This window comes from Streptomyces sp. TOM-9, assembly GCF_056858595.1.
Genome location: NZ_JBXEQB010000001.1, coordinates 3910179 through 3933357 on the forward strand (window position 1 = coordinate 3910179; position 23179 = coordinate 3933357).

General features: G+C 71.0%; 26 protein-coding genes. 7 read left to right on the forward strand and 19 right to left on the reverse strand.

Annotated features, from left to right (window positions below):
* Nucleotides 1-44: 44 nt before the first annotated feature.
* The 4 genes from rdgB to AC1VWI_RS18225 form a co-directional block, all read right to left on the reverse strand.
* Nucleotides 45-653 (reverse strand): RdgB/HAM1 family non-canonical purine NTP pyrophosphatase, encoded by a 609-nt coding sequence (rdgB, locus tag AC1VWI_RS18210; RefSeq protein WP_499512071.1) that lies wholly within the window; start codon nucleotides 651-653, stop codon nucleotides 45-47.
* A 15-nt stretch (nucleotides 654-668) separates the two neighbouring features.
* Nucleotides 669-1064 (reverse strand): hypothetical protein, encoded by a 396-nt coding sequence (locus tag AC1VWI_RS18215; protein ID WP_499512072.1) that lies wholly within the window; start codon nucleotides 1062-1064, stop codon nucleotides 669-671.
* 56 nt (nucleotides 1065-1120) lie between these two features.
* Entirely contained in the window at nucleotides 1121-1867 is a 747-nt protein-coding gene (rph, locus tag AC1VWI_RS18220; RefSeq protein WP_499512073.1) for a ribonuclease PH, read from the reverse strand.
* Between the two features lie 99 nt (nucleotides 1868-1966).
* Entirely contained in the window at nucleotides 1967-2200 is a 234-nt protein-coding gene (locus AC1VWI_RS18225) for a PTS sugar transporter subunit IIB (RefSeq protein WP_499512074.1), read from the reverse strand.
* A 139-nt stretch (nucleotides 2201-2339) separates the two neighbouring features.
* Between AC1VWI_RS18225 and AC1VWI_RS18230 the strand changes: the two genes are divergently transcribed.
* Nucleotides 2340-3671: a PTS transporter subunit EIIC gene (locus AC1VWI_RS18230; RefSeq protein ID WP_499512075.1), complete on the forward strand. Its 1332-nt coding sequence runs from the start codon at nucleotides 2340-2342 to the stop codon at nucleotides 3669-3671.
* Nucleotides 3672-3791: 120 nt separating this feature from the next.
* Nucleotides 3792-5045, forward strand: coding sequence for a PTS transporter subunit EIIC (locus tag AC1VWI_RS18235; RefSeq protein ID WP_499512076.1), 1254 nt, complete (start codon nucleotides 3792-3794; stop codon nucleotides 5043-5045).
* Nucleotides 5046-5125: 80 nt separating this feature from the next.
* Here the strand turns inward: AC1VWI_RS18235 and AC1VWI_RS18240 are convergent, their stop codons facing one another.
* From AC1VWI_RS18240 to clpS, 8 genes are all read right to left on the reverse strand, one after another.
* Nucleotides 5126-5878 (reverse strand): MBL fold metallo-hydrolase, encoded by a 753-nt coding sequence (locus tag AC1VWI_RS18240; protein WP_499512077.1) that lies wholly within the window; start codon nucleotides 5876-5878, stop codon nucleotides 5126-5128.
* A 228-nt stretch (nucleotides 5879-6106) separates the two neighbouring features.
* Nucleotides 6107-7057, reverse strand: coding sequence for a PLP-dependent cysteine synthase family protein (locus AC1VWI_RS18245; protein ID WP_499512078.1), 951 nt, complete (start codon nucleotides 7055-7057; stop codon nucleotides 6107-6109).
* On the reverse strand, nucleotides 7057-7362 hold the full coding sequence (locus AC1VWI_RS18250; protein WP_499512079.1) for a MoaD/ThiS family protein: 306 nt from the start codon (nucleotides 7360-7362) through the stop codon (nucleotides 7057-7059). The genes AC1VWI_RS18245 and AC1VWI_RS18250 overlap by 1 nt, the downstream gene beginning before the upstream one ends.
* A 61-nt stretch (nucleotides 7363-7423) precedes the next feature.
* Nucleotides 7424-7528, reverse strand: coding sequence for a putative leader peptide (locus tag AC1VWI_RS18255; protein WP_499512080.1), 105 nt, complete (start codon nucleotides 7526-7528; stop codon nucleotides 7424-7426).
* A gap of 66 nt (nucleotides 7529-7594) precedes the next feature.
* On the reverse strand, nucleotides 7595-8020 hold the full coding sequence (locus tag AC1VWI_RS18260) for a M67 family metallopeptidase (RefSeq protein WP_499512081.1): 426 nt from the start codon (nucleotides 8018-8020) through the stop codon (nucleotides 7595-7597).
* 72 nt (nucleotides 8021-8092) lie between these two features.
* Nucleotides 8093-9529, reverse strand: coding sequence for an amino acid permease (locus tag AC1VWI_RS18265; RefSeq protein WP_499512082.1), 1437 nt, complete (start codon nucleotides 9527-9529; stop codon nucleotides 8093-8095).
* Between the two features lie 303 nt (nucleotides 9530-9832).
* Nucleotides 9833-10399 carry a DUF2017 domain-containing protein gene (locus AC1VWI_RS18270; protein ID WP_499512083.1) on the reverse strand — a complete coding sequence of 189 codons (567 nt, stop codon included), beginning with the start codon at nucleotides 10397-10399 and terminating at the stop codon, nucleotides 9833-9835.
* Nucleotides 10400-10454: 55 nt separating this feature from the next.
* Nucleotides 10455-10766 carry an ATP-dependent Clp protease adapter ClpS gene (clpS, locus tag AC1VWI_RS18275; protein ID WP_499512084.1) on the reverse strand — a complete coding sequence of 104 codons (312 nt, stop codon included), beginning with the start codon at nucleotides 10764-10766 and terminating at the stop codon, nucleotides 10455-10457.
* A gap of 84 nt (nucleotides 10767-10850) precedes the next feature.
* Between clpS and AC1VWI_RS18280 the strand changes: the two genes are divergently transcribed.
* Nucleotides 10851-12185: a nicotinate phosphoribosyltransferase gene (locus AC1VWI_RS18280; protein WP_499512085.1), complete on the forward strand. Its 1335-nt coding sequence runs from the start codon at nucleotides 10851-10853 to the stop codon at nucleotides 12183-12185.
* Nucleotides 12186-12263: 78 nt separating this feature from the next.
* Nucleotides 12264-12860 (forward strand): isochorismatase family protein, encoded by a 597-nt coding sequence (locus tag AC1VWI_RS18285; protein WP_499512086.1) that lies wholly within the window; start codon nucleotides 12264-12266, stop codon nucleotides 12858-12860.
* Nucleotides 12861-12903: 43 nt separating this feature from the next.
* On the opposite strand, the gene AC1VWI_RS18290 is transcribed toward AC1VWI_RS18285, so the two are convergent.
* Complete coding sequence (locus AC1VWI_RS18290; protein WP_499512087.1) at nucleotides 12904-13221, reverse strand: hypothetical protein; 318 nt, start codon at nucleotides 13219-13221, stop codon at nucleotides 12904-12906.
* 75 nt (nucleotides 13222-13296) lie between these two features.
* Nucleotides 13297-15618 (reverse strand): immune inhibitor A domain-containing protein, encoded by a 2322-nt coding sequence (locus tag AC1VWI_RS18295; RefSeq protein ID WP_499512088.1) that lies wholly within the window; start codon nucleotides 15616-15618, stop codon nucleotides 13297-13299.
* A gap of 356 nt (nucleotides 15619-15974) precedes the next feature.
* On the opposite strand from AC1VWI_RS18295, the gene AC1VWI_RS18300 reads away from it, so the two are divergent.
* Nucleotides 15975-16256: a hypothetical protein gene (locus AC1VWI_RS18300; protein ID WP_499512089.1), complete on the forward strand. Its 282-nt coding sequence runs from the start codon at nucleotides 15975-15977 to the stop codon at nucleotides 16254-16256.
* 75 nt (nucleotides 16257-16331) lie between these two features.
* On the opposite strand, the gene AC1VWI_RS18305 is transcribed toward AC1VWI_RS18300, so the two are convergent.
* The 3 genes from AC1VWI_RS18305 to AC1VWI_RS18315 all read right to left on the reverse strand — a co-directional run bounded on the left by AC1VWI_RS18305 (nucleotide 16332) and on the right by AC1VWI_RS18315 (nucleotide 19089).
* Nucleotides 16332-16967, reverse strand: a complete 636-nt coding sequence (locus AC1VWI_RS18305; RefSeq protein WP_499512090.1) for an RDD family protein — start codon at nucleotides 16965-16967, stop codon at nucleotides 16332-16334.
* 80 nt (nucleotides 16968-17047) lie between these two features.
* Nucleotides 17048-17734: an RDD family protein gene (locus tag AC1VWI_RS18310; RefSeq protein WP_499512091.1), complete on the reverse strand. Its 687-nt coding sequence runs from the start codon at nucleotides 17732-17734 to the stop codon at nucleotides 17048-17050.
* A gap of 56 nt (nucleotides 17735-17790) precedes the next feature.
* Nucleotides 17791-19089, reverse strand: a complete 1299-nt coding sequence (locus AC1VWI_RS18315; protein WP_499512092.1) for an RDD family protein — start codon at nucleotides 19087-19089, stop codon at nucleotides 17791-17793.
* A gap of 459 nt (nucleotides 19090-19548) precedes the next feature.
* Here AC1VWI_RS18315 and AC1VWI_RS18320 point away from each other — a divergent pair, with 459 nt between their 5' ends.
* Complete coding sequence (locus tag AC1VWI_RS18320) at nucleotides 19549-20034, forward strand: SsgA family sporulation/cell division regulator (protein WP_499512093.1); 486 nt, start codon at nucleotides 19549-19551, stop codon at nucleotides 20032-20034.
* Between the two features lie 38 nt (nucleotides 20035-20072).
* Here AC1VWI_RS18320 and AC1VWI_RS18325 read toward each other — a convergent pair whose 3' ends face one another.
* Nucleotides 20073-21440, reverse strand: a complete 1368-nt coding sequence (locus AC1VWI_RS18325; protein ID WP_499512094.1) for an FAD-binding oxidoreductase — start codon at nucleotides 21438-21440, stop codon at nucleotides 20073-20075.
* A gap of 118 nt (nucleotides 21441-21558) precedes the next feature.
* On the opposite strand from AC1VWI_RS18325, the gene AC1VWI_RS18330 reads away from it, so the two are divergent.
* Nucleotides 21559-21948: a hypothetical protein gene (locus tag AC1VWI_RS18330; RefSeq protein ID WP_499512095.1), complete on the forward strand. Its 390-nt coding sequence runs from the start codon at nucleotides 21559-21561 to the stop codon at nucleotides 21946-21948.
* Nucleotides 21949-22019: 71 nt separating this feature from the next.
* Here AC1VWI_RS18330 and hppD read toward each other — a convergent pair whose 3' ends face one another.
* On the reverse strand, nucleotides 22020-23165 hold the full coding sequence (gene hppD / locus AC1VWI_RS18335; protein ID WP_326575744.1) for a 4-hydroxyphenylpyruvate dioxygenase: 1146 nt from the start codon (nucleotides 23163-23165) through the stop codon (nucleotides 22020-22022).
* Nucleotides 23166-23179: the final 14 nt, after the last annotated feature.

Sequence of the window (23179 nt, forward strand, 5' to 3'; positions counted from 1 at the left end):
CCGAGGGGCCACGTCGGTCATCCCGGCGTGGCCCCTTCGTCATGTCACCCCACCAGCTCCCGCACCACCGGCACCAGGCCCCGGAAGGCCAGGCCGCGGTGACTGATGGCGTTCTTCTCCTCCGCGGTGAGTTCGGCGCAGGTCCGGGACTCGCCGAGCGGCTGGAGGATCGGGTCGTAGCCGAAGCCGTTCGCGCCGTGGGGTTCGAAGCGCAGCGTGCCGAGGAGGCGGCCCTCGACGACGCGTTCGGTGCCGTCGGGGAGGGCGAGGGCGGCGGCGCACATGAAGTGGGCGGCGCGGTGGGGGGTGTCGATGTCGGAGAGCTGGGCGAGGAGGAGTTCGAGGTTGGCGCGGTCGTCGCCGTGCTTGCCGGCCCAGCGGGCGGAGAAGATGCCGGGGGCGCCGCCGAGGACGTCGACGCAGAGGCCGGAGTCGTCGGCGACGGCGGGGAGGCCGGTGGCCTGGGCGAGGGCGTGGGCCTTGAGGAGGGCGTTCTCGGCGAAGGTGACGCCGGTTTCGCGGACGTCGGGGATCTCGGGGTAGGCGTCGGCGCCGACGAGCTCCACGCCGAGTCCGGCGTCGGCCAGGATGGCGTGGAGTTCGGCGACCTTGTGGGCGTTGCGGGTGGCGAGGACCAGGCGGGTGTGCGGCATGGTCCGATTATCCCGTCAGCCGGGGGTGCAGACCTTGGAGAGTTCGGATGCGGCGTCGGCGACGGGGGTGATGTCGGGGACGTCTCCGTTCTCGGCGGCCTTCTGTGCGTTCTCGACGGCCTGCTGGAGGTTGCCCACGGCGGTGTTGACGTCGGCGTTGCCGGTCTTGTCGCCGAGGTCGGCGAGGTCGTCGGCGATCTGGTCGAGGGCGTTGGCGGCGTCCTGTGGGCTGTTGCCGGCGTTGCTGACGGCGTTCTGCAGGTTCTGGACGTCGGTGGCGACCTGGGCTGCGACGTTGGCGCAGTCGAGCGCCTTGTCGACGGCGTCGACGGCGCTGCAGCCGATGAGGACGGTGGTGCCGAGGGCGGCCGCGGTGGCGAGCGCCGCGAGGCGGCGGGTGCGTGGGTGCATACCTTTACATACGCACCGCGCCGTCCTCGGGTTGCGTTTTGCAGACGTGCTCTTTGTCAGTTCTTGGTGATCTGTTCGAGGTCGGCGAGGGCGGCGCGCTGGAGCGCGTCGAGTTCGGCGCAGCCGGCGACGGCGAGGTCGAGGAGGCTGTTGAGTTCCTTGCGGTCGAAGGGCTGGCCTTCGGCGGTGCCCTGGACCTCGACGAAGCGGCCGTCGCCGGTGCAGACGACGTTCATGTCGGTCTCGGCTCGGACGTCCTCCTCGTAGCAGAGGTCGAGCATGGGGACGCCGTCGATGATGCCGACGCTGACGGCGCTGACGGTGCCGTTGAGGGGCTGGGCCTTGGCGCGGAGGATCTTGCGGCCGTGCATCCAGGTGACGGCGTCGGCGAGGGCGACGTAGGCGCCGGTGATGGCGGCGGTGCGGGTGCCGCCGTCGGCCTGGAGGACGTCGCAGTCGAGGACGACGGTGTTCTCTCCGAGCGCCTTGTAGTCGATGACGGCGCGCAGGGAGCGGCCGATGAGGCGGGAGATCTCGTGGGTGCGGCCGCCGATCTTGCCGCGGACGGACTCGCGGTCGCCTCGGGTGTTGGTGGCGCGGGGCAGCATGGCGTACTCGGCGGTGACCCAGCCTTCGCCGCTGCCCTTGCGCCAGCGGGGGACGCCCTCGGTGACGGATGCGGTGCAGAGGACCTTGGTGTCGCCGAAGGAGACGAGGACGGATCCTTCGGCGTGCTTGCTCCAGCCGCGCTGGATGGTGACGGGGCGGAGCTCTTCGGGGGTGCGGCCGTCGATACGAGACATGGCGTCGAGCCTAGTCGTAGCGCGGCCCGGGGCCCGTGCCGGTCCGGGAACGGGCCCCTTGCGGGTGAGGTGGGGGTGGCCCCGGCGGTCAGCGCCGGGTCACATCATGTCCTCGATGTCGGCGGCGATGGGGTCGGCGTCGGTGCCGATGACGACCTGGATCGCGTTGCCCATCTTGACGACGCCGTGCGCTCCGGCGGCCTTGAGCGCGGCGTCGTCGACGAGCGAGGCGTCCTTGACCTCGGTGCGGAGACGGGTGATGCAGCCCTCGACTTCTTCGATGTTGTCGAGTCCGCCGAGCCCGGCGACGATCTTCTCTGCCTTGCTGGCCATCTGTACTCCTGGTTGGTCTCGGCCGTTCGGTCCGATTTCACACCGTAATGCAGTGGCGGACCGCTTTTGCGGGGATGCATGGGTGACGCAGCCGTGCCGCAACTGGTCTACACCACATTACCTGCCGGGAGGTAGTCCCATGGGTCCGGACGCCGCCGCCGCAGCCGCCCCGCGTCCGAGCCGGAAGTGGAGCGGTGTCCTGTTCCAGGGCCTGCAGAAGATGGGACGGAGTCTGCAGCTGCCGATCGCGGTGCTGCCGGCGGCGGGCATCCTGAACCGGCTGGGCCAGGACGACGTCTTCGGCCCGAAGGGCCTGGGCTGGGACAACGTGGCGAGGGTCTTCGACGGCGCGGGCGGGGCGCTGCTGGACGGTTCGCTGGGGCTGCCGCTGCTGTTCGCGGTGGGTGTCGCGATCGGGATGGCGAAGAAGTCGGACGGTTCGACGGCGCTGGCGGCGGTCGCGGGTTTCCTCGTCTACTACGGGGTGCTGCACCAGTTCCCGCAGGACTGCCCGCCGGGGACGGAGTTCCTGGCGACGAGCACCATCAGCGGGGCGTGCATCCCCCCGGGGACGCCGTCGGCGGCGGCTCCGGCGGCGTACCAGAACCCGGGGGTGTTCGGCGGGATCGTGATCGGGCTGCTGACGGCGTTCTTCTGGCAGCGCTACCACCGCACGAGGCTGGTGGACTGGCTGGGCTTCTTCAACGGGCGCCGGCTGGTGCCGATCGTCATGGCGTTCGTCGCGATCGTCTTCGCGGTGCTGTGCGTGTTCGTCTGGCCGCCGGTCGGTGCCGGGCTCACCGCCTTCAGCCAGTGGCTCACGGACCTGGGCTCGTACGGGGCGGGGATCTTCGGCGTGGCGAACCGGGCGCTGCTGACGGTGGGGCTGCACCAGTTCCTCAACGTCTTCGTGTGGTTCCAGTTCGGCAGTTTCACCAAGCCGGACGGGACGGTGGTGCACGGGGACATCACGCGTTTCCTGGCGGGTGACCCGACGGCCGGGCAGTTCACCTCGGGCTTCTTCCCGATCATGATGTTCGCCCTGCCGGCCGCCGCGCTGGCGATCACGCACTGCGCCCGCCCGGGCCGCCGCAAGGAGGTCGGGGGCCTGATGCTGTCGGTGGCGCTGACCTCGTTCGTGACGGGCATCACCGAGCCGATCGAGTACTCGTTCCTCTTCATCGCGCCGGCGCTGTACGCGGTCCACGCGGTGCTGACGGGGGTGTCGATGGCGGTGACGTGGGCGCTGGGCGTGCACGACGGCTTCAGCTTCTCGGCGGGGCTGATCGACTACGTCATCAACTGGCACCTGGCGACGAAGCCCTGGTTGATCGTCCCGATCGGGCTGGTCTTCGCGGCGGTGTACTACGTGCTCTTCCGCTTCGTGATCACCAGGTTCGACCTGGCGACGCCGGGGCGTGAGCCTGAGGAGGTCGCGGAGGAGATGGAGCAGGGCAACGTCAAGGCGTAGCGGGGGCACCACGCTCAGGAGTGTGGTCTAGACCACACCGGAGGAGCCTTTCCTTGACGCGTCGCTTACATGTTAATACTGGTCTACACCATTCGGTGGTTTAGACCAGGAGGACCCCCCATGACAACCGCCACCGCATCGGCGGCCCCCGCAGCGAAGAAGCGGGGCTCCGGCCTTTTCCAAGGCCTGCAGAAGGTCGGCCGCAGCCTGCAGCTGCCGATCGCCGTCCTGCCGGCGGCGGGCATTCTGCTCCGTCTCGGCCAGCCCGACGTCTTCGGCGCGGACGGCCTCGGCTGGGACAAGGTCGCCTCGGTGTTCGCCACCGCCGGCGGCGCCGTGTTCGACAACCTGCCGCTGCTGTTCTGCATCGGCGTCGCCATCGGCTTCGCCAAGAAGGCCGACGGCTCGACCGCCCTCGCCGCACTGGTCGGCTTCCTGGTCTACAGCAACGTCCTGAAGGCCTTCCCGGTCACCGAGGCCAAGATCCAGGCCGGCGCGGACATCCCCGCCACCTACAACAACCCCGGTGTGCTCGGCGGCATCATCATGGGTCTGCTCGCTGCCGTCCTGTGGCAGCGCTACCACCGCAAGAAGCTGGTGGACTGGCTCGGCTTCTTCAACGGCCGCCGCCTCGTGCCCATCATCATGGCCTTCGTCGGCGTCCTGGTCGGTGTGTTCTTCGGTCTGGTCTGGGAGCCCATCGGCGAGGTCATCAGCAACTTCGGCGAGTGGATGACCGGTCTCGGCTCGGTCGGCGCCGCGCTGTTCGGTCTGATCAACCGTGCGCTGATCCCGATCGGCATGCACCAGTTCGTGAACTCGGTGGCCTGGTTCCAGCTGGGTGACTTCACCAACTCCGCGGGCACCGTCGTCCACGGCGACCTGAGCCGCTTCTTCGCCGGCGACCCCGGTGCCGGGCAGTTCATGACCGGCTTCTTCCCGATCATGATGTTCGGCCTCCCGGCCGCCGCCCTGGCCATCGCGCACACGGCCCGTCCGGAGCGCCGCAAGGCCGTCATGGGCATGATGATCTCGCTCGCGCTGACCTCCTTCGTCACCGGTGTCACCGAGCCGATCGAGTTCTCCTTCATGTTCATCGCACCGCTGCTCTACGCGATCCACGCGGTGCTCACCGCGCTGTCCATGGCCGTGACCTGGGCCTTCGGTGTCCATGCGGGCTTCACGTTCTCGGCCGGCGCCATCGACTACCTGCTCAACTGGAACCTGTCGACCAAGCCGTGGCTGATCATCCCGATCGGACTCGTCTTCTCGGTGATCTACTACGTGGTCTTCCGCTTCGCGATCACCAAGTTCAACCTCCCCACCCCGGGCCGCGAGCCCGAGGAGGAGAACGAGGACCTCGTCAAGGCGTAGCGCCCGGCGCGGCACACGACGAAGCCCCCGGAACCGAAGGTCTGGTTCCGGGGGCTTCGTGCTGCTTCGGGCGGGGGCGCTCAGACCTCGTAGACCGCGCCGGCCTTCGCCACCTCGACCGGGCCGTCGTAGACCTCGCGGGCGTGCTCGAGGTTGGTCCGCGGGTCGGTCCACGGCGGGATGTGGGTGAGCAGCAGTCGCCCGGCCCCCGCGCGGTCCGCGTACTGGCCGGCCTCGCGGCCGTTGAGGTGCAGGTCGGGGATGTCCTCCTTGCCGTGCGTGAAGGAGGCCTCGCACAGGAGGAGGTCGGTGCCCTCGCTGAGGGTCAGCAGCGCGTCGCAGGGACCGGTGTCCCCCGAATAGGTGATGGTGCGACCGGCGTGCTCGACACGGAAGCCGTACGCCTCGACGGGGTGGCTGACGACGTCCGCGGTGATGGTGAAGGGGCCGAGGCGGAAGGTGCCGGGTTCGAGGGTGCGGAAGTCGAAGACCTCGCTCATGCACTTCTCGTCTGGCACGTCCCCGTACGCGCTGGCCAGCCGCCGTTCGGTGCCCTCGGGCCCGTAGACGGGGATGGCGTGGGCGGGGCCGCCCTCGTGGCGGTAGTAGCGCGCGACGAAGTAGGCGCACATGTCGATGCAGTGGTCGGCGTGCAGATGGCTCAGCAGGATGGCGTCGAGGTCGTACAGACCGCAGTGGCGCTGCAGCTCGCCGAGGGCGCCGTTGCCCATGTCGAGGAGCAGCCGGAAGCCGTCGGCCTCGATGAGGTAGCTCGAGCAGGCCGATTCCGCGGACGGGAACGACCCCGAGCAGCCGACGACGGTGAGCTTCATGTGCAGAAACCTCCGTGGATTGTTCCGGGGGTCTTGCGTTGGCGCGCCACGACGCCCCCGCTCCGCAGGGGGAGGGGGGAGGGGCGGGAGCGACCCGCCATGTGCTCTTGAGCGTAAGGCGCACGGCGTGCGCGTGCTCCTCTGCGGAGCCCCGTTGTGGGCGGAATCACCAGTACGGCGCCCTCGTCGCCGGAAGTCCGGCGGGGCGAGGGCGCCGTGGGGGGAGGATCAGGCCCAGAGCTGGCCGTGCAGGGCGGCGACGGCCGCCTCGGTGGACGCGGCGGTGTAGATGCCGGTCGACAGGTACTTCCAGCCGCCGTCGGCGACGACGAACACGATGTCGGCGCGCTCCCCGGCGCGTTCGGCCTTGCGGGCCACGCCGAGGGCGGCGTGGAGGGCGGCTCCGGTGGAGACGCCGGCGAAGATGCCCTCCTGCTGGAGCAGTTCGCGGGTGCGGCGGACGGCGTCCTCGGAGCCAACGGAGAAGCGGGTGGTGAGGACGGACTCGTCGTAGAGCTCGGGGATGAAGCCCTCGTCGAGGTTGCGCAGTCCGTAGACGAGGTCGTCGTAGCGGGGCTCGGCGGCGACGATCTGCACGCCGGGGACCTTCTCGCGCAGGTAGCGGCCGACGCCCATGAGGGTGCCGGTGGTGCCGAGCCCGGCGACGAAGTGGGTGACGGAGGGGAGGTCGGTCAGGATCTCCGGGCCGGTCGTGGCGTAGTGGGCGCCGGCGTTGTCCGGGTTGCCGTACTGGTAGAGCATCACCCAGTCGGGGTGCTCGGCGGCCAGTTCCTTGGCGACGCGGACGGCGGTGTTGGAGCCGCCGGCGGCCGGGGAGGGGATGATCTCGGCGCCCCACATCGTGAGCAGTTCGCGCCGCTCGGACGAGGTGTTCTCGGGCATGACGCAGACCATGCGGTAGCCCTTGAGCCGGGCCGCCATGGCGAGCGAGATGCCGGTGTTGCCGGAGGTGGGTTCGAGGATCGTGCAGCCGGGGGTGAGCCGGCCGGCGCGCTCGGCCTGCTCGATCATGTGCAGTGCCGGGCGGTCCTTGACCGAGCCGGTGGGGTTGCGGTCCTCCAGCTTGGCCCAGACGGAGACCTCGCCGGAGGGGGACAGGCGCGGCAGTCGTACCAGCGGGGTGTTGCCGACGGCTGCCAGCGGGCTGTCGTACCGCATCAGCGCCCGCCGACGCGGTCGGCCGGCAGGCCGCTGCCGCCGGCGACCGCGGGGAGGATCGTCACGCTGTCGCCGTCGGTGAGCTTGGTGGCGATGCCGTCCAGGAAGCGGACGTCCTCGTCGTTGAGGTAGACGTTGACGAAGCGCCGCAGCTCGCCGCCGTCGACGATGCGCTCGCGGATGCCGGTGTGGCGGGTGTCGAGGTCGGCGAGGAGTTCGTCGACGGTGCTGCCGCTGCCTTCGACGGCCTTGGCGCCGTCGGTGTACGTGCGGAGGATGGTCGGGATGCGGACCTCGATGGCCATGCGTCGGCTCCAGTGGGTGCGTGAGTACGGCGGGAAGCGGGGTTGCGCGGGCTGACGGCGCTCAGGCGCACGTACATGCCGCGCTGGCGAGGCGGCACAGGTCGACGTGCAGCCGCGCCACGAGCAGCGTGCCCGGCGCCGTGTCGCTCACGTCGTGGGAAACCATGGGCTCATCGTATCGATTCCCCCCGGGCCCCAGAGACGGGTGTCCCAGGATGCGGACCGTCGCGTCTCAGACGGAGGGGTCGACGATCTCGACCGGCTCCTCGCTGACCTCGCCGTCCACGATGCGGAACGAGCGGAACTGGAAGGGGCCGGCGCCGTCGGTGTCGGCGGTGGAGACCAGCACGTAGTGGGCGCCGGGCTCGTTGGCGTAGGAGATGTCGGTGCGCGAGGGGTAGGCCTCGGTGGCGGTGTGGGAGTGGTAGATGACCACCGGCTCCTCGTCGCGGTCGTCGAGTTCCCGGTAGAGCTTGAGCAGGTCGGTGGAGTCGAACTCGTAGAACGTGGGCGAGCGGGCCGCGTTGAGCATCGGGATGTGCCGCTCGGGCCGGCCGCTGCCGGCCGGACCCGCGATCACGCCGCAGGCCTCGTCGGGGTGGTCGGCGCGGGCGTGGGCGACGAGTGCGTCGTGCAGGGCACGGGTGATGGTCAGCATGGTCGTCAGGATAGAGAAGGTGGCCGCCGTACGGCTGTACGGCGGCCACCTGCTGAGACGCCGGGCCCGGGACTACTCCTGGGCGAGGGCCAGGGCGGGGTCGCGGGGGATGCGCCGCTTGAGGGCCACGTAGCCGATGCCGAGCAGGGCCGACCAGACGAGCCAGACGTACAGGCCGAGGCGGGTGTCGGCGTCGGTCGCCATGAGGACGACGACGGAGAGCAGTGCCACGATGGCGATCCAGTTGGTGACCGGGGCGCCCGGCATCCGGAAGTCGGCGGCGGGCAGCAGCCCGGCGCGGACCTTGGCGCGGTAGCGCAGGTGCGCGGCGAGGATCACGATCCAGGTCCACAGGCCGGCGCAGGTCGCGACGGAGGTGATGTAGACGAACGCCTTGTCCGGGGAGACGACGTTGACGATGACGCCGATGCCCATGAAGAGGGTGGACATCACGAGCGCGGGCAGCGGGAGTTGCCGGTCGCTGAGCTTGGCCACGGCCTTGGGCGCCTCGCCGTTGACGGCCAGGCCGCGCAGCATGCGGCCGGTGGAGTAGATGCCGGAGTTGCAGGAGGACAGGGCGGCGGTGAGGACCACGAAGTTCATGATCCCGGCGGCGCCGGGGATGCCCACCTGGGCGAAGACCTGGACGAAGGGGCTGACGCCCGAGGTGTACTTGGTCCAGGAGAAGACCGACAGCAGCACGATCAGCGTGCCGACGTAGAAGATGCCGATGCGGACCGGCAGGGTGTTGATCGCCTTGCGCAGGGTCTGCTTGGGGTTCTCGGCCTCGCCCGCGGTGATGCCGACCAGTTCGACGCCGAGGTAGGCGAAGATCACGCCCTGCATGGCGAGCATGGCCTGCCAGGCGCCGTTGGGGGCGAAGCCGCCGTCGGCCCACAGGTGGGTGACGGACGCGGTGTCGCCGGCGGAGGAGAAGCCGAAGGTCAGGATGCCGACGCCGATGACGATCATCGCGACGATCGCGGTGACCTTGATCGTGGAGAACCAGAACTCCAGCTCGCCGAAGATCTTGACCGAGACGAGGTTGCCGACGAAGAGCACCACGAGGGCGACCGCGGCGGTGGACCAGACGGGGACCGACGGCCACCAGAAGTTGATGTAGGCGCCCGCGACGGTGACCTCGGACATGCAGGCGGTGACCCACAGGGCCCAGTACGACCAGCCGGTGGCGAAGCCGGCGAACGGCCCGAAGAACTCACGGGCGTAGTCGGCGAAGCTGCCGGAGGTGGGGCGGTAGGTGAGGAGCTCGCCGAGGGCCCGCATGATGAAGAAGATCACGATGCCGGCGGCCGTGTAACAGGCGATCAGGCTGGGCCCGATGGCGGCGATGCCCTTGCTGGAGCCGTAGAACAGGCCGGTGCCGATGGCGCCGCCGATGGCGATCATCTGGACCTGACGGGCGCTGAGTCCCCGCTTGTAGCCCTCTTCCGGCGCGGCCCCCGTGGCGCCGCCGCCGGATTCGTACTGCTCGACCTGCGTCGAGGTCATGGTGCTGTGCCTTTCTCCATGCCCGTCCGGCCGCGACGGCCCGGATCGGGTTCCGATCCCCCCGGATGGTGGAGGTGCACGCCGGGGTCAGCCGGCCACGCGACCGACCGTGACAGGGGTGGCGTCACGGCCGGTGGTCGAGGATTCGTATCACGGGGTGTGCGCCGGGCACGCAGCGCAAATGTGGCACATGGCACAGGAAGAAGCGGACAAAAGGTGCGCCGAATGGGAATGCGGTCCGCTGCGGTGACGTGATCGTTATCCGGAATTGAGCGTCGTCTGAGCGAACGGACGCCGCCCGGATCACGGCATGAGGGTCTCCACGAGGCTCTCCTGGAGCGCCCCGAGCCAGAGGTAGGCCATGACGAGCGGCTTGCGCGGGTCGGAGTCGGGCAGCCGGTACAGCTCGCTGTCCTCGTCCTCGCTGACCTCCAGCCGGGTCCCCATGGTCAGCCGCAGGTCGTTGAGGGTGCCGAGCCACCGGCGCGCCTGCTCCGCGTCGAGGCTGAGCACCGCTCCCCCGTCGCCGCCGGGGGTCAGCGCGTCGAGGCTGCGGACGACGGCGAGCGCGTCGCCGCGCTTGCGGGTGCGCAGGTCGTTCTCGGTGTAGCGGCGGAAGTCCGAGGAGTCCGCCTCCTCCTCGTAGGCGTCGGGGAAGAGCCGGGCGAGCGCCGGGTCCTGCGGGGGCCGGGTGGGGCCCTCGGCGAACAGCTCGGCCAGCGGGTCGGCCGGTTCGGCGCCGTCGGCGGCGTCGCCGGGGCCGATCAGCTCCAGGAGCTGCACGGCCAGGCTGCGCAGGATGGAGATCTCGACCTCGTCGAGCGCGACGGCGGCGCCGCCTGCGGCAGCGGTCTGGAAGTAGCCGGGCATGTCGGTATCAGCCGTCCCTCAGGGGCTCGGTGGTCTTCTCGGTGGTCTCGCGGCCTCAGCGGTCCTGCGTCAGGGTGGCCCACAGCCCGTAGCCGTGCATGGCCTGCACGTCGCGCTCCATCTCCTCGCGGGTGCCGCTGGAGACCACGGCGCGGCCCTTGTGGTGCACGTCGAGCATGAGTTTGGTGGCCTTGTCCTTCGGATAACCGAAGTACGCCTGGAAGACGTAGGTCACGTAGCTCATCAGATTGACCGGGTCGTTGTGGACGACAGTCACCCAGGGAACGTCCGGGGACGGCACCTCGAAGGGGGCCTCGCTCGACTCGGTCCGTTCGATCTCTGCGGGGGCGACACTCACGGGACCCATGCTGTCACCAGACCGTGCCGACAGGGAAACCGGCCCTCCGAGAAATCGTCACTCTGACGAGAGTTGGGGGTAGCATCCTCGGACATGAGCACTGCAGACCTGGGGCTGCCCGTCACCGTCCCCTCCACCGCGCTGTTCACCGACCGGTACGAGCTGACCATGCTGCAGGCCGCGCTGCGCAGCGGCGCCGCCCACCGTCGTTCGGTGTTCGAGGTGTTCACCCGCCGGCTGCCCGAGGGGCGCCGGTACGGGGTGGTGTGCGGCACCGGACGGGTACTGGACGCCGTGGAGAACTTCCGCTTCGACGACCGCATCCTGGCCTTCCTGGAACGGGAGCGCGTCGTGGACGCGCCCACCCTGGAATGGCTGGCCGGCTACCGCTTCCGCGGCGACGTCCTCGGCTACCCCGAGGGCGAGGTGTACTTCCCCGGCTCGCCGGTCATGCGGATCGAGGGCACCTTCGCCGAGGCGGTGCTGCTGGAGACGGTGGTGCTGTCGATCCTCAACCACGACTCCGCGATCGCGGCCGCCGCCTCCCGGATGGCCGTGGCCGCCGGGGGCCGCCCGCTGATGGAGATGGGCGCCCGCCGCACCCACGAACTGGCGGCGGTGGCGGCCTCCCGCGCCGCCTACGTCGGGGGCTTCGCCTCCTCCAGCAACCTCGCCGCAGGGTTCCGCTACGGCCTGCCGACCATCGGCACCAGCGCGCACGCCTTCACCCTGCTCCACGACGACGAGCGGGACGCCTTCACCGCCCAGGTCGAGTCGCTCGGCCGGGGCACCACCTTGCTGGTCGACACCTTCGACGTGGCGACGGCCGTCCGGGCCGCCGTGGAGATCGCCGGGCCCGAGCTCGGCGCGGTGCGCATCGACTCCGGGGACCTGCTGCTGCTCGCCCACCGGGTGCGGCAGCAGCTGGACGACCTGGGGGCGAAGGACACCCGGATCGTGGTGACCTCGGACCTGGACGAGTACGCGATCGCCTCGCTGGCCGCGGCGCCGGTCGACGCGTACGGGGTCGGCACCTCCCTGGTGACCGGCAGCGGGCAGCCGACCTGCTCGATGGTCTACAAGCTGGTCGCCCGGGCCACCTCCGACGACCCGGGCGCGCCCCTGGTGCCCGTCGCCAAGAAGTCCATGGGCGGCAAGACCAGCATCGGCGGACGCAAGTGGGCGGCCCGGCGGCTGGACGCCGACGGGGTCGCCGAGGCCGAGGTGATCGGCACCGGACCGGTCCCGGGACCGCTGGCGGACCGGCAGTTGCTGGTGCCGCTGGTGCTGGGCGGCGAGACCGTGCACCGGGAGCCGCTGGACGCGGCCCGCACCCGCCACATCGAGGCGCGCGCCGCCCTGCCGCTGTCCGCGACCCAGCTGTCGCGCGGCGAGCCGGCGCTGCACACCGAGTACATCACCCACTGATCGGCCGGGGCACCCTGCCGCGGCAGGGCCGCCGCTCACTACAGTCGAAGCGACAGCGACCGGAAGGGACCGACCACCATGCACCGCGCACTGATCGTCGTGGACGTGCAGAACGACTTCTGCGAGGGCGGCAGCCTGGCGGTCGCCGGCGGCTCCGAGGTCGCCGCCGCCATCACCGACCTCATCGGGGACGCCACGGCCGGCTACCGGCACGTCGTGGCCACTCGCGACCACCACGTCTCCCCCGGCGGCCACTTCTCCGACCACCCCGACTACGTCCACACCTGGCCGGTGCACTGCGCCGCCGGCACCGAGGGCGTCGGCTTCCACCCCAACTTCGCTCCGGCGGTCGCCTCGGGCGCGGTGGAGGCGGTCTTCGACAAGGGCGCGTACGCGGGTGCGTACAGCGGCTTCGAGGGTGCCGACGAGAACGGCACCGGGCTGGCCCGGTGGCTGCGCGAGCGCGGGGTGGCGGAGGTCGACGTGGTCGGCATCGCCACCGACCACTGCGTGCGGGCGACCGCGCTGGACGCCGTGCGGGAGGGCTTCCGCACCCGGGTGCTGCTCGACCTGACGGCGGGCGTCATGGCGAGGACGACCGAGTCGGCGCTGGACGAGCTGCGCGCCGCCGGCGCCGAACTGTCCGGAAAGCCGGTCGTCCGCGGACAGGCCTGACGGCCGGTGGCGGGAGGACGGCCCCCGGGGCCGCACCCCGGGTTCAGCGGCGCACCGTCGGGCCCAGCAGCGCCGCGATGGACTGCCAGGGGGCGGCGGGGGCCGAGGGGATGCGGCGCCAGACGAGGCCGTCGGGGTGGTGGAGGACGGCGTTGATCTCGTCGGACGTGGGGGGCTCCATGTTGCCGACGAGACGGACGGTCCGGAAGCCCAGGTTCCGCAGGCGGGTCAGTGCGCGCTGGCGGTTGGCCGAGACGACGAGGACCCTGATGTACTCGTCCGGGGCCCCGCCGGGCGAGGGCAACCGGAGGGCCACGACGACGTCGCCGCTCGGAAGCCTGGTGAAACCGCCGCTGGCCATAAGCACATGATCGGCAGATCGGCCCCCGTCCACCAGGGGACGGGGGCCGATCAGGTCACTTCGTGCGGAGCGTGATCACTTCTTGGAGGGACCCACCCGGACGGTGATGGTGCTGCCGTCCCGGGCCTCGTGGAGGATCGTGATGCTGGTGTTGCTCGGGGCCACCTTCACGCTGCCCGTGGGGTTCTCCGAGGACCAGTAGGAGTTCTTGTCGTCGAAGACCGTGTTGCCGGGCAGGCTCGGGAGCTTGGTGGCGACGCCGTTCTTGTGCAGGGTGATGGCGTCGGTGCGGGCCTTGGTGAACGTGGAGTCGTAGGACTGCACGCGGTTGCGCTGCAGCGTGCCGTCGCTCCACTTCAGCGCCTTGGGGTGGGCGTCGATCGGCAGGATCCGACCGGCGCCCGGGTGCGCGCTGACGTTGTTGTCGTTCATCGAGGTGTCCCACAGCCAGATCAGCAGGCCGTTCTGGTACGCGTAGTGCTCGACCCAGTTCTCCTTGGTGGTGCCCCAGCCGAAGTTGTAGGGGCCGACCTTCAGGGTCGTGTCGTACGAGACGTACTGCCGGTTCTCCGCGATGTAGTACTGCGCGTAGTCCTCGGAGAACGTGGAGCCCTTGACCGTGAAGCCGTTCGCGGTCCAGCCGTTGTCACCGGCTTCGGCGCCGTCGCTGAGCAGGGTCGCCCCGTCGGCGGTCAGGGTGATCGCGTCGGCGAGGAAGCCCTTCTGGGCCACGCCACCGTCGGACTGGTAGCGGAAGCGGAGCTTGACCGACGTGCCCGCGTAGGCGTCCAGCGGGAGCACCATGTCCTGGTAGGAGGCCGCGGTGCCGGTCAGGGCCGGCTTGTCGCTGGCGTCGCGCGGGAGCGGGGCGCCGCCGATGGTGCCGTCGATCGCGGTCCAGTTGGCGCCGCCGTCGGTGGACACCTCGGTGTAGAGGTAGTCGTAGTTCTCCTCGATGTCGTACCAGCCCTTGAGGGACAGGCTCGCCGAGGTCTTGCCCGTGAGGTCGACGTCACGGGTGAGGGTGTTGCTCAGGTTGTCACCGCTGCCGCTCCACCACTGCTTCGCGCCCTCGGCCGGGGTCGCCAGCTCGGTGGTCACGGTCTTCTTCGGCAGCGTGACGACCAGGCCCTGCTTCCTCGCGGTGTTGTACTCCGCGACGCCGAGGGTGCTGATCCCGACCTTGCCGGCCTTGGCGGTGCTGTAGTTCAGCCAGCCCAGCTGCAGCTTGTCCCAGGCGGTCATGTCGCCGGGCAGGTCGCCGATGGTGTCCTTGCCGGTGCCGAGCCAGGAACCGGACGACATCAGCGTCCAGAAGCCGGTGGAGTTCTCGGCGGTGTTGGTGGTGTCGTAGTGGTCCGGCAGACCGAGGTCGTGACCGAACTCGTGGGCGAAGACCCCGAGGCCGCCGTTCTCCGGCTGGACGGTGTAGTCGCCGACCCAGACGCCGGTGTCGCCGATCTGGGTACCACCGAGCAGGTTGCCCGCCGGGCCGGTGGCGCCGGCGTCCGTGCCGAACGCGTACCAGCGGTGGGCCCAGATCGCGTCCTCGCCCTGGGCGCCGCCGCCGGCGGACTCGTCCTCACCGGCGTGCACGATCTGGAAGTGGTCGATGTAGCCGTCGGACTCGTTGAAGTTGCCGTCGCCGTCGTAGTCGTAGCGGTCCCACTGGTCGTACTCGGCCAGCTTCGCCTTGATCGTGGCGGCGGAGTCACCGGCGGCCTTGCGCGCGTCGACCCACTTGTTCACCGCGTCCGCGACGAGGTTCCAGGTGCAGGTGTCGCACTTGTTGCTGCCGTACCGGGCCTCGTTCCAGTCGACCTTGACCCAGTCGGCGACCTCGCCGGCGACCGAGTAGCGGCCGGAGGACTGCTTCTCGTAGTACTTCGCCATCGACTCCTTGCCGGAGGCCTTGGAGAAGTACAGGTCCTGGAAGTGCTGCTTGTTGTAGTCCGCCTGCCACGCCGTGCTGTTGTCCTTGCGGCGGTCGGGCTTGGCTATCTGGTTGTGCGCGGGACCGGTCGTACCGCCGTACTGCGGGTCGGTCTTGGTCCCGAACTCGGCGAGGATCACGAAGATCTTGTCGGTCTTCTCGCGCCCGAGTTCGACGTACTTGTTCTTGCCGAGCTTGACCACGTCCGAGGCACCGCGGTCCTCGACCTTGGACTTGCCCGAGATGACCTGCTCGATCGCCTGCTGGCGCTGGGCGGACTGGCGCTCGCTCAGCGGGCCCTTCAGATCGTGCTCGACGCGCTCCGCCTTCGCCGGGTCGTGCCGCACGACGCGACCGGCCTGCGGGTCGGCCTGGGCTGCCGCGACGGGGAAGGCGGTGGCGCCTATTGCGGCGATCGCCACGGCCAGAGCGGCGGATCTGATGGTCCGTCGTTGGCTTATCACGATGTATTGACCTCCCTAGGGTGAAGCCATTGCACCGGAGTGACGGATGAAAAGACAGATCTTGACTTGGCCATGACCGACAAGTACGGTGAGCGACCGATCCGTTGCGCATAGCGGACACATCGGCCTGCGCAACTCCATTTCGCCGCAGGTTCGTTGCGTCCCGGGGAAGATCGCGATGCGACCCCGTGCGCCCCCCGTGCTTCCGCACCGTGGGTTAGGTCACGCTTACCGGGCGTTCCGTGCGGGCATCTCGCACCGTAGAGTCGGTGGTTGGCGTGCCACGTCTGAACCACCGGGAAGACGGCCCTGGCCGACGCTCCGCCACAATCGTCGTATATGAGGACGGATCAGCCATGCCACGTCCCACCCCCGCCCAGCTGACCTACGGTTCCGCGACCGTGGTGCTCTCCACCCTCGCGATGCTGCTGCTCTCCGAGGCGAGATCGGGCGTCGCGGTGGCGGTCATCGCCGCGGCAGGACTGACGCTCGGTGTCCTGGTCGCCGTGACGGCGGCGATCCCGGCCGGCACGCGCCGCACGAGGCGCGAACTGCCCGCCGTACAGCAGCCGGTGCCACGACCCCGCGTCCGCGGCGCCGCCGAACCCCGGCTGGGGGAGCACTCGCTGCGGCGCTGAACCCGCACCCCCGCAGATCACGCCGACGGCCCCGGAGCATCCGCTCCGGGGCCGTCGTCTTCGTCAGTGCGGGTGTCAGGCCTGGACGACGACGGTCTTGGCCGCCTTGTCGTGCCAGCACTGGCGGTACGGCTTGTCCCACAGGTGCCACAGGACGTTGAGCAGCGACAGGATGGAGCCCACGCACGGCACGATGCCGATGAAGGAGTAGACCGCCGCGCGGCCCCAGGCGGCACTGCCGGGCGGGCTGCCGTCGGCCAGCTTGGCGACGCGGATCTTCATGACCTTCTTGCCGATGGTCTGACCCGTCGACTGGAGCATCAGGCCCTCGTACGCGAACGCGCCCGCGAAGACGAGCAGCTCGATGCCGAGGAACGCGCCGGTGTCCGTGAAGGAGGTGCTCGTGGCGACCATCAGGATGATGAGCGCGACGAGGAAGATGCCGCCGTCGATGAGCCGGGCGAGGAAGCGCTGGCCGCTGCCGGCCAGCGGGGGCATGCCCGCCAGGGCCGGGTCCGTCGGCATCTGGCCGTAACCGGGCCCCTGCTGCGGATAGGCGTAGGGCGACTGCTGCTGCGGGAACGGCTGCTGGTCGTAAGGGTTCTGGCCCTGGGGGTGCGGCTGCTGTCCGTACGGGTTCTGCCCGTACGGGTCCTGGCCCCCCGAGCCGCCCTGCGGGTAACCGTAGCCGGGCGGTTGATTCGAACTCATGCAGTGAGTAAATCAGCCGGGCATGACGGCGCATAGACGGTGATGGTCACGGCCCTGCGACGATCACCCCACAGCGTGCCTTACTCCACCGAAACCACCACGGTTTGCCCCGCTTTGTCGTGCAGGCACTGACGGTACGGCTTGTCCCAGGTGCACCAGAGCACTTCGATGATCCAGAAGATCTCACCACAGCACGGGATGATCGGCACCAGGGAGTAGACCGACTCCCGCTTCAGCGCCGCCGGGGTCGTCGGATTGGTGCCGTCGGCGAGCATGCCCACGCGCACCTTGAGCAGCTTCTTGCCGAGGCTCTGCCCGGACCTGGCGAGCATGAACACCTGGTAGGCCAGGTAGATCACGGCGTAGATGACGCCCTGGGAGAACACCGCGCCGGTGGCGTTGTAGTCGTAGTCCCAGATCAGCCCGGTGAGGCCGTAGACCGGGATGCCGATGATCAGCCCGTCGACGATGCGCGCGAGCAGCCTGCGCCCCCGGTGCGCCAGCGGGGGCATCCCGGCCAGGGGATCGGGCTCGCCCGCGCCGTACGGGCCACCGGCGTAGGGGTCGCCGCCGCCGTAGCCCGGGGGCGGCTGGTCGTAGGGCGAGCCGCCACCGGGCGGGGGCTGGTACGGGGGCGGCGGGTAAGGCTGCTGCCCGGGCGGCGACTGCTCCGCGGGCGGCGGTGACTGCCCGGGCGGCGGCTGCGCGGGCCCGGACGGCTCCCGGGGCGGCTTGGCGAACGGGTCCTCGGGCTGGTCGGTGCTCATGCCCCGAGTGAAACCCGGACGATTCGGCCGCGCCTCCGGCGGGGGCCGTTCGGGTGTCAGCTGTCGCGGGCCACGAAGGTACGTGCCGCCTTGTCGTGCCAGCACTGCCGCCACGGCCGGTCGAACAGGCACCACGCCAGCCCGAGGAAGCCGATCACGAGCGCGTCCAGCACCGTGTGGGTGAGCCAGCGCAGCAGCGCCTGCCCGAAGCCGGGCTCGTACCGGCTCTCGACGTCCACCACGCGCAGGCCGAGCAGCTTCTTGCCCAGGGTGCGGCCCCACTTGGCGGTGGGCAGCACCTCGTACAGCAGTCCGGTGACAAGCGCGACGGCGGCGAGGACGCCCAGTTGCACGCCCGTCGTGCCGTCGATCAGCCAGACCGTCGCCTCCTCGCCGGTCAGCCGGGCGGCGTCCACCTTGTCGCGCAGGTGCTCGTACGCCGCCGTGCCCAGCGGCAGAGCGGCGGCCGCGACGACCGCGCCCACCACCGCGCTGTCGATCAGCCGGGCCACCAGGCGCCTCCCCGGCGACGCGGGGCGCGCCTGCCGCCGCGCGGGGGCCGACGGGTCGTCGGCCCCCGGCCGCCATGACGCGGGGGCGGCCTCCCCGCCCTGCGGCGGGACCTGACGGGCCAGGTCGTGCACCTGCTGCGCCCACGGGACGGGAGCGGGCACCTGCTGCCCGGGCACGGCGCTCTCGGTCGGAGCGGACGCCGTGGCCCCGGCCGCGCCCGCGGCCGCCCGTGCGGCCGCGGGCGCGGGAGCCGGGGCCGGCGAAGGCGCGGCCGGGGCGGGGGCGGGGGCGGGGGCGGGGGTCCGCAGGGGGGCCGGGGCGGGGGCCTGGACCCGGTCGGGTGCGGCGGGCTGCTCCGCACGCTCGGGGGTGCCCCACGACACGCGGGGCACGGGGTCCTGCCGGGCCGGGTCGGCGGCCCACGCCCGCTCCGGGGCGGGTTCCGGACGGGACTCCCGCCGCGGCTGCTCCGCGGGGCGCGGCTGCGGCTGCGCCTGTGCCTGCAGCCCGGTGAAGGTGCCGGTGCCGGGTCCGCGTTCGACCCTCGGCGCCAGCGGGTCCTCGTCCAGGAACATCGGCCCGGACTCCTCCAGCGCGGGGGTCCACGGCGTCGCCGCCGGGGTCTGCGGCACCGGGGGCGCGGGCGGCGGTGCCAGCGCGGGGCCGGCCGCTGCCACGGCCGCACCGGACGGCGGCGCGAGGTCCTCCCCGGGCTGCGGGGCGGGGCGGCTCGTACCGGGCACCCAGGAGGACCCGTTCCAGTACCGGATGTATCCCGGGATGGACGGGTCCGGGTAGTACCCGGGACCGGGCAGACTCCCGCCGCTGCTACCGGAGGTCATCCGAGACAACTCCCCTCACGACCGACACGCTCGGACCAGCCCGCCGTCCCCGGCGTGCAAGGGACGACACTAACGAAGAACGCGGCGGGCGGACGAAAGAAACGATCCTTGGGCGAGGATCGGTATTCCGGGGCAAATCCCGTCGACCGAACCGATACGCTTCCGAACTGACACCGCCTCGGACGGACGGGGACGTGCGCGCCGCGGAGCCGTGGGCGCGGCGGGGGCGGTAACGGGAGGGCCGTCGTACGGCCGGACGCACCCGGGACGGTGCGGACGGCGACGTTCCGTGTGTACCGCATCCATCTCGCGTCTGCCGGGCCTTCGGGGAAAGTCCTCCCGATCCCCGGAACCCGCGTAATGGTGAAGGCCGTATGCGCTCTCTCCCGGTGCGGGCCCCGCGCAGCATCCGCCGCGCAGCACCGCCAGGGGCCTTCGCGCCGAGGAAAGGACGACGAGATGCACACCGTGGTCGAACGGGAACTGGAGATGCACCTGGTGCTGTCGCCCGAGCGCAGCATCGCCGTCCCGGCCAAGCTGTCCTACCGGGCGGAGGATCCCTTCGCCGTGCATATCACCTTCCACATCGGCTCCGACTGCCCCGTCAACTGGACCTTCGCCCGGGAGCTGCTGGTCGAGGGGGTGTTCCGGCCGAGCGGACACGGTGACGTACGGATCTGGCCGACCAAGACGGACGGGCGGAGCGTGATCTGCATGGCCCTCAGCTCGCCGGACGGCACCGCCCTGCTGGAGGCGTCCTCGCACCCGGTGGCGGCGTGGCTGGAGCGCACGCTGCGGGCGGTGCCGCCGGGGACGGAGCTGGACCACCTGGCCATGGACGAGCGGCTGGACGAGCTGCTGGCCCCGGCCGCCGGGGAGGGCACGCGCGACGAGCGCCGCACGCCCGACCCCTGGCACGGCGCCGACGAACCGCCGGACGCGTAGGGCGACGGCCCGCGGGCCGGGTGGCCGCGGCCGTGGGCTCAGAACACCTTGCCGGGGTTGAGGATGCCGAGCGGGTCGAAGACGGCCTTGACGCCGCGTTGCATCTCCACGCCCACCGGGCCGAGTTCGCGGGCCAGCCACTCCTTCTTCAGGACGCCGACGCCGTGCTCCCCGGTGATCGTGCCGCCGAGCTCCAGGCCGAGCGCCATGATCTCGTCGAAGGACTCGCGGGCCCGGCCGGACTCCTCGGGATCGGCGGCGTCGAAGCACACCACGGGGTGGGTGTTGCCGTCCCCGGCGTGCGCGCACACGCCGATCGTCAGGTCGTGCTTGCGGGCGATCGCCGCGACCCCGTCGAGCATCGCGGCGAGCCTGCCGCGCGGCACGCACACGTCGTCGATCATCGTGGCCGTGGAGACCCGCTCCAGTGCGGGCAGCGCCATCCGCCGTGCCTGCAGCAGCATTTCGGACTCCGCCGCGTCCTCGGCGGGCACCACCTGCGTCGCCCCGGCGGCCGCGCACAGCGCCCCCACCGCGGCCAGGTCGGCGGCCGGGTCGGGGGTGTCGAAGGCGGCGAGCAGCAATGCCTCGGTCGACTCGGGCAACCCCATGCTGGTCATGTCGTTGACCGCGCGCACGGTCGTACCGTCCATCAGCTCCAGCAGCGAGGGCACGTGGCCGCCGGTCATGATGTCGCAGACCGCCGCGCAGGCCGCCTCGGCCGAGGGGAACTCGGCCACCAGCGCCAACTGGGCGGGCGGCGCGGGCTTGAGGGCCAGCACGGCCCGCACGACGACGCCGAGGCTGCCCTCGGAGCCGACGAACAGCCGGGTCAGGTCGTAGCCGGCGACGCCCTTGGCGGTGCGCCGGCCGGTGCGCAGCAGCCGTCCGTCGGCCAGGACGACCTCCAGGCCGAGCACGTACTCGGCGGTGACCCCGTACTTCACGCAGCACAGGCCGCCGGAGCCGGTGCCGATGTTGCCGCCGATGGTGCACTGCTCCCAGCTGGAGGGGTCCGGCGGGTAGTACAGGCCCCGCTCGGCCACGGCACGGGAGAGGGCGGCGTTGACGACGCCCGGCTCGACGACGGCGACCCGGTCGACGGGGTCGATCTCCAGGATGCGGTCCATCCTGGTCAGGGAGAGCACGATGCAGCCGTCGGAGGCGTTGGCGGCGCCCGACAGGCCGGTGCGGGCCCCCTGCGGCACGACGGGCACCCGCAGCGCCGTGGCGGTCCGCATGACGTGCTGGACCTGCTCCACGGTGCGCGGCAGGACGACCACCGCGGGCGCCCCGGCCGGGCAGAAGCTGGCCATGTCGTTGGCGTACGAGGCGGTGACGTCGGGATCGGCGAGGATGGCCCCGTCGGGGAGTCCGGCGCGCAGCCGGTCGATGAGATCGCCCATGCGTCCAGCTTCGCACCGCGCCGCCGCCCGGGGAAGATCACGTCACCGCGCGGCTCACGGCTTTCTGAGTATCCGTACGGATGGTGGCGCGGGCGGGGGCGCGGCGAGGATGACCGCCGTGACGGATACGACGGACCCCGGGGGCACGGCACAGGCGCGGCGACGCCACGGGCGGAGGATCGCGGTGCGCTGCGTGTGGGCGGTCGTGCTGCTCGCCCCGCCGGTGGTGCTGTGGATCATGGGCGCGGCGGACGCGGCGCAGCACCAGAGCCCCACGGACTGGGTGGGCAACCACCGCGCCAAGGTCGCCCTGGAGAACGCCGCCCTGCTCATCGCGGGCCTGCCGGCCGCCGGGGTGGTGGTCGGTGCCCTCGCCGGGGCGCTGCGGCGGCCGCCGCGCACGGGGCTGTGGGCCGCGACGGGGGCGGTGCTGGGGGCGCTGGCGTTGTGGGGGTTCGGCGCGTACGCGTTCCTGTCGGCCCTGCGCCACTTCACGATCGTCTTCTGACGGCGACCGGCGCCGGCCGCGCCCTCCCCCGCGGGGGCACGGTCCGGCGCCGGAGTCGGCGGCGGTGGCGATCAGAGGTTGCCGCGGCGCTCCTGCTCGCGCTCGATCGCTTCGAAGAGCGCCTTGAAGTTGCCCTTGCCGAAGCCCATCGAACCGTGTCGCTCGATCATTTCGAAGAAGACGGTCGGGCGATCCTGGACAGGCTTGGTGAAGATCTGCAGCAGGTAGCCGTCTTCGTCCCGGTCTGCCAGGATCTTCAACTCCCGCAGGGTGTCGATCGGGACGCGGGTGTCGCCGACCCACTCGCCGAGGGTGTCGTAGTAGGAGTCGGGCGTGTCGAGGAATTCGACGCCCGCGGCGCGCATGGCGCGGACCGAGGCGACGATGTCGTTGGTGGCGAGGGCGATGTGCTGGACGCCCGGGCCGCCGTAGAACTCCAGGTACTCGTCGATCTGGGACTTCTTCTTGGCGATCGCGGGCTCGTTGATGGGGAACTTGACCTTCAGCGTGCCGTCCGCGACGACCTTGGACATCAGGGCCGAGTACTCGGTGGCGATGTCGTCACCGACGAACTCCTTCATGTTGGTGAAGCCCATGACGCGGTTGTAGAAGGTCACCCAGTCGTTCATCCTGCCGAGCTCGACGTTGCCGACGCAGTGGTCGATCGCCTGGAAGAACCGCTTGGCCGGCGGCTCCACGATCGGCTCGGCGGCGACGTAGCCGGGCAGGTACGGGCCCTTGTAGGCGCCGCGCTCGACCAGGGTGTGGCGGGTCTGGCCGTAGGTGGCGATGGCGGCCAGCACCACGGTGCCGTACTCGTCGCCGGCCTCGTGGGGCTCCTCCAGGCCGGTGGCGCCGTGGGCGAGGGCGTAGTCGTAGGCGGCGCGGACGTCCGGCACCTCCAGGGCCAGGTCCACGACGCCGTCACCGTGGGCTGCGACGTGCTCCTCCAGGAAGCGGCCGTGGTCGGTGGCGGCCCTGACGACGGAGGTGAAGACGAAGCGGGCGCTGCCGGACTCCAGGACGTAGGACGCGGTCTCGCGGCTGCCGTTCTCCGGTCCGGAGTAGGCCACGCGCTTCATGCCGAACGCGGTCGAGTAGTAGTGGGCGGCCTGCTTGGCGTTGCCCACCGCGAAGACGACCGCGTCCATTCCCTTGACCGGGAACGGGTCCGCGTCGCCGGGGGTGGGGGAAGTGTGATCCAGGGTCTCAGTCATGGCAGCAGCCTCGC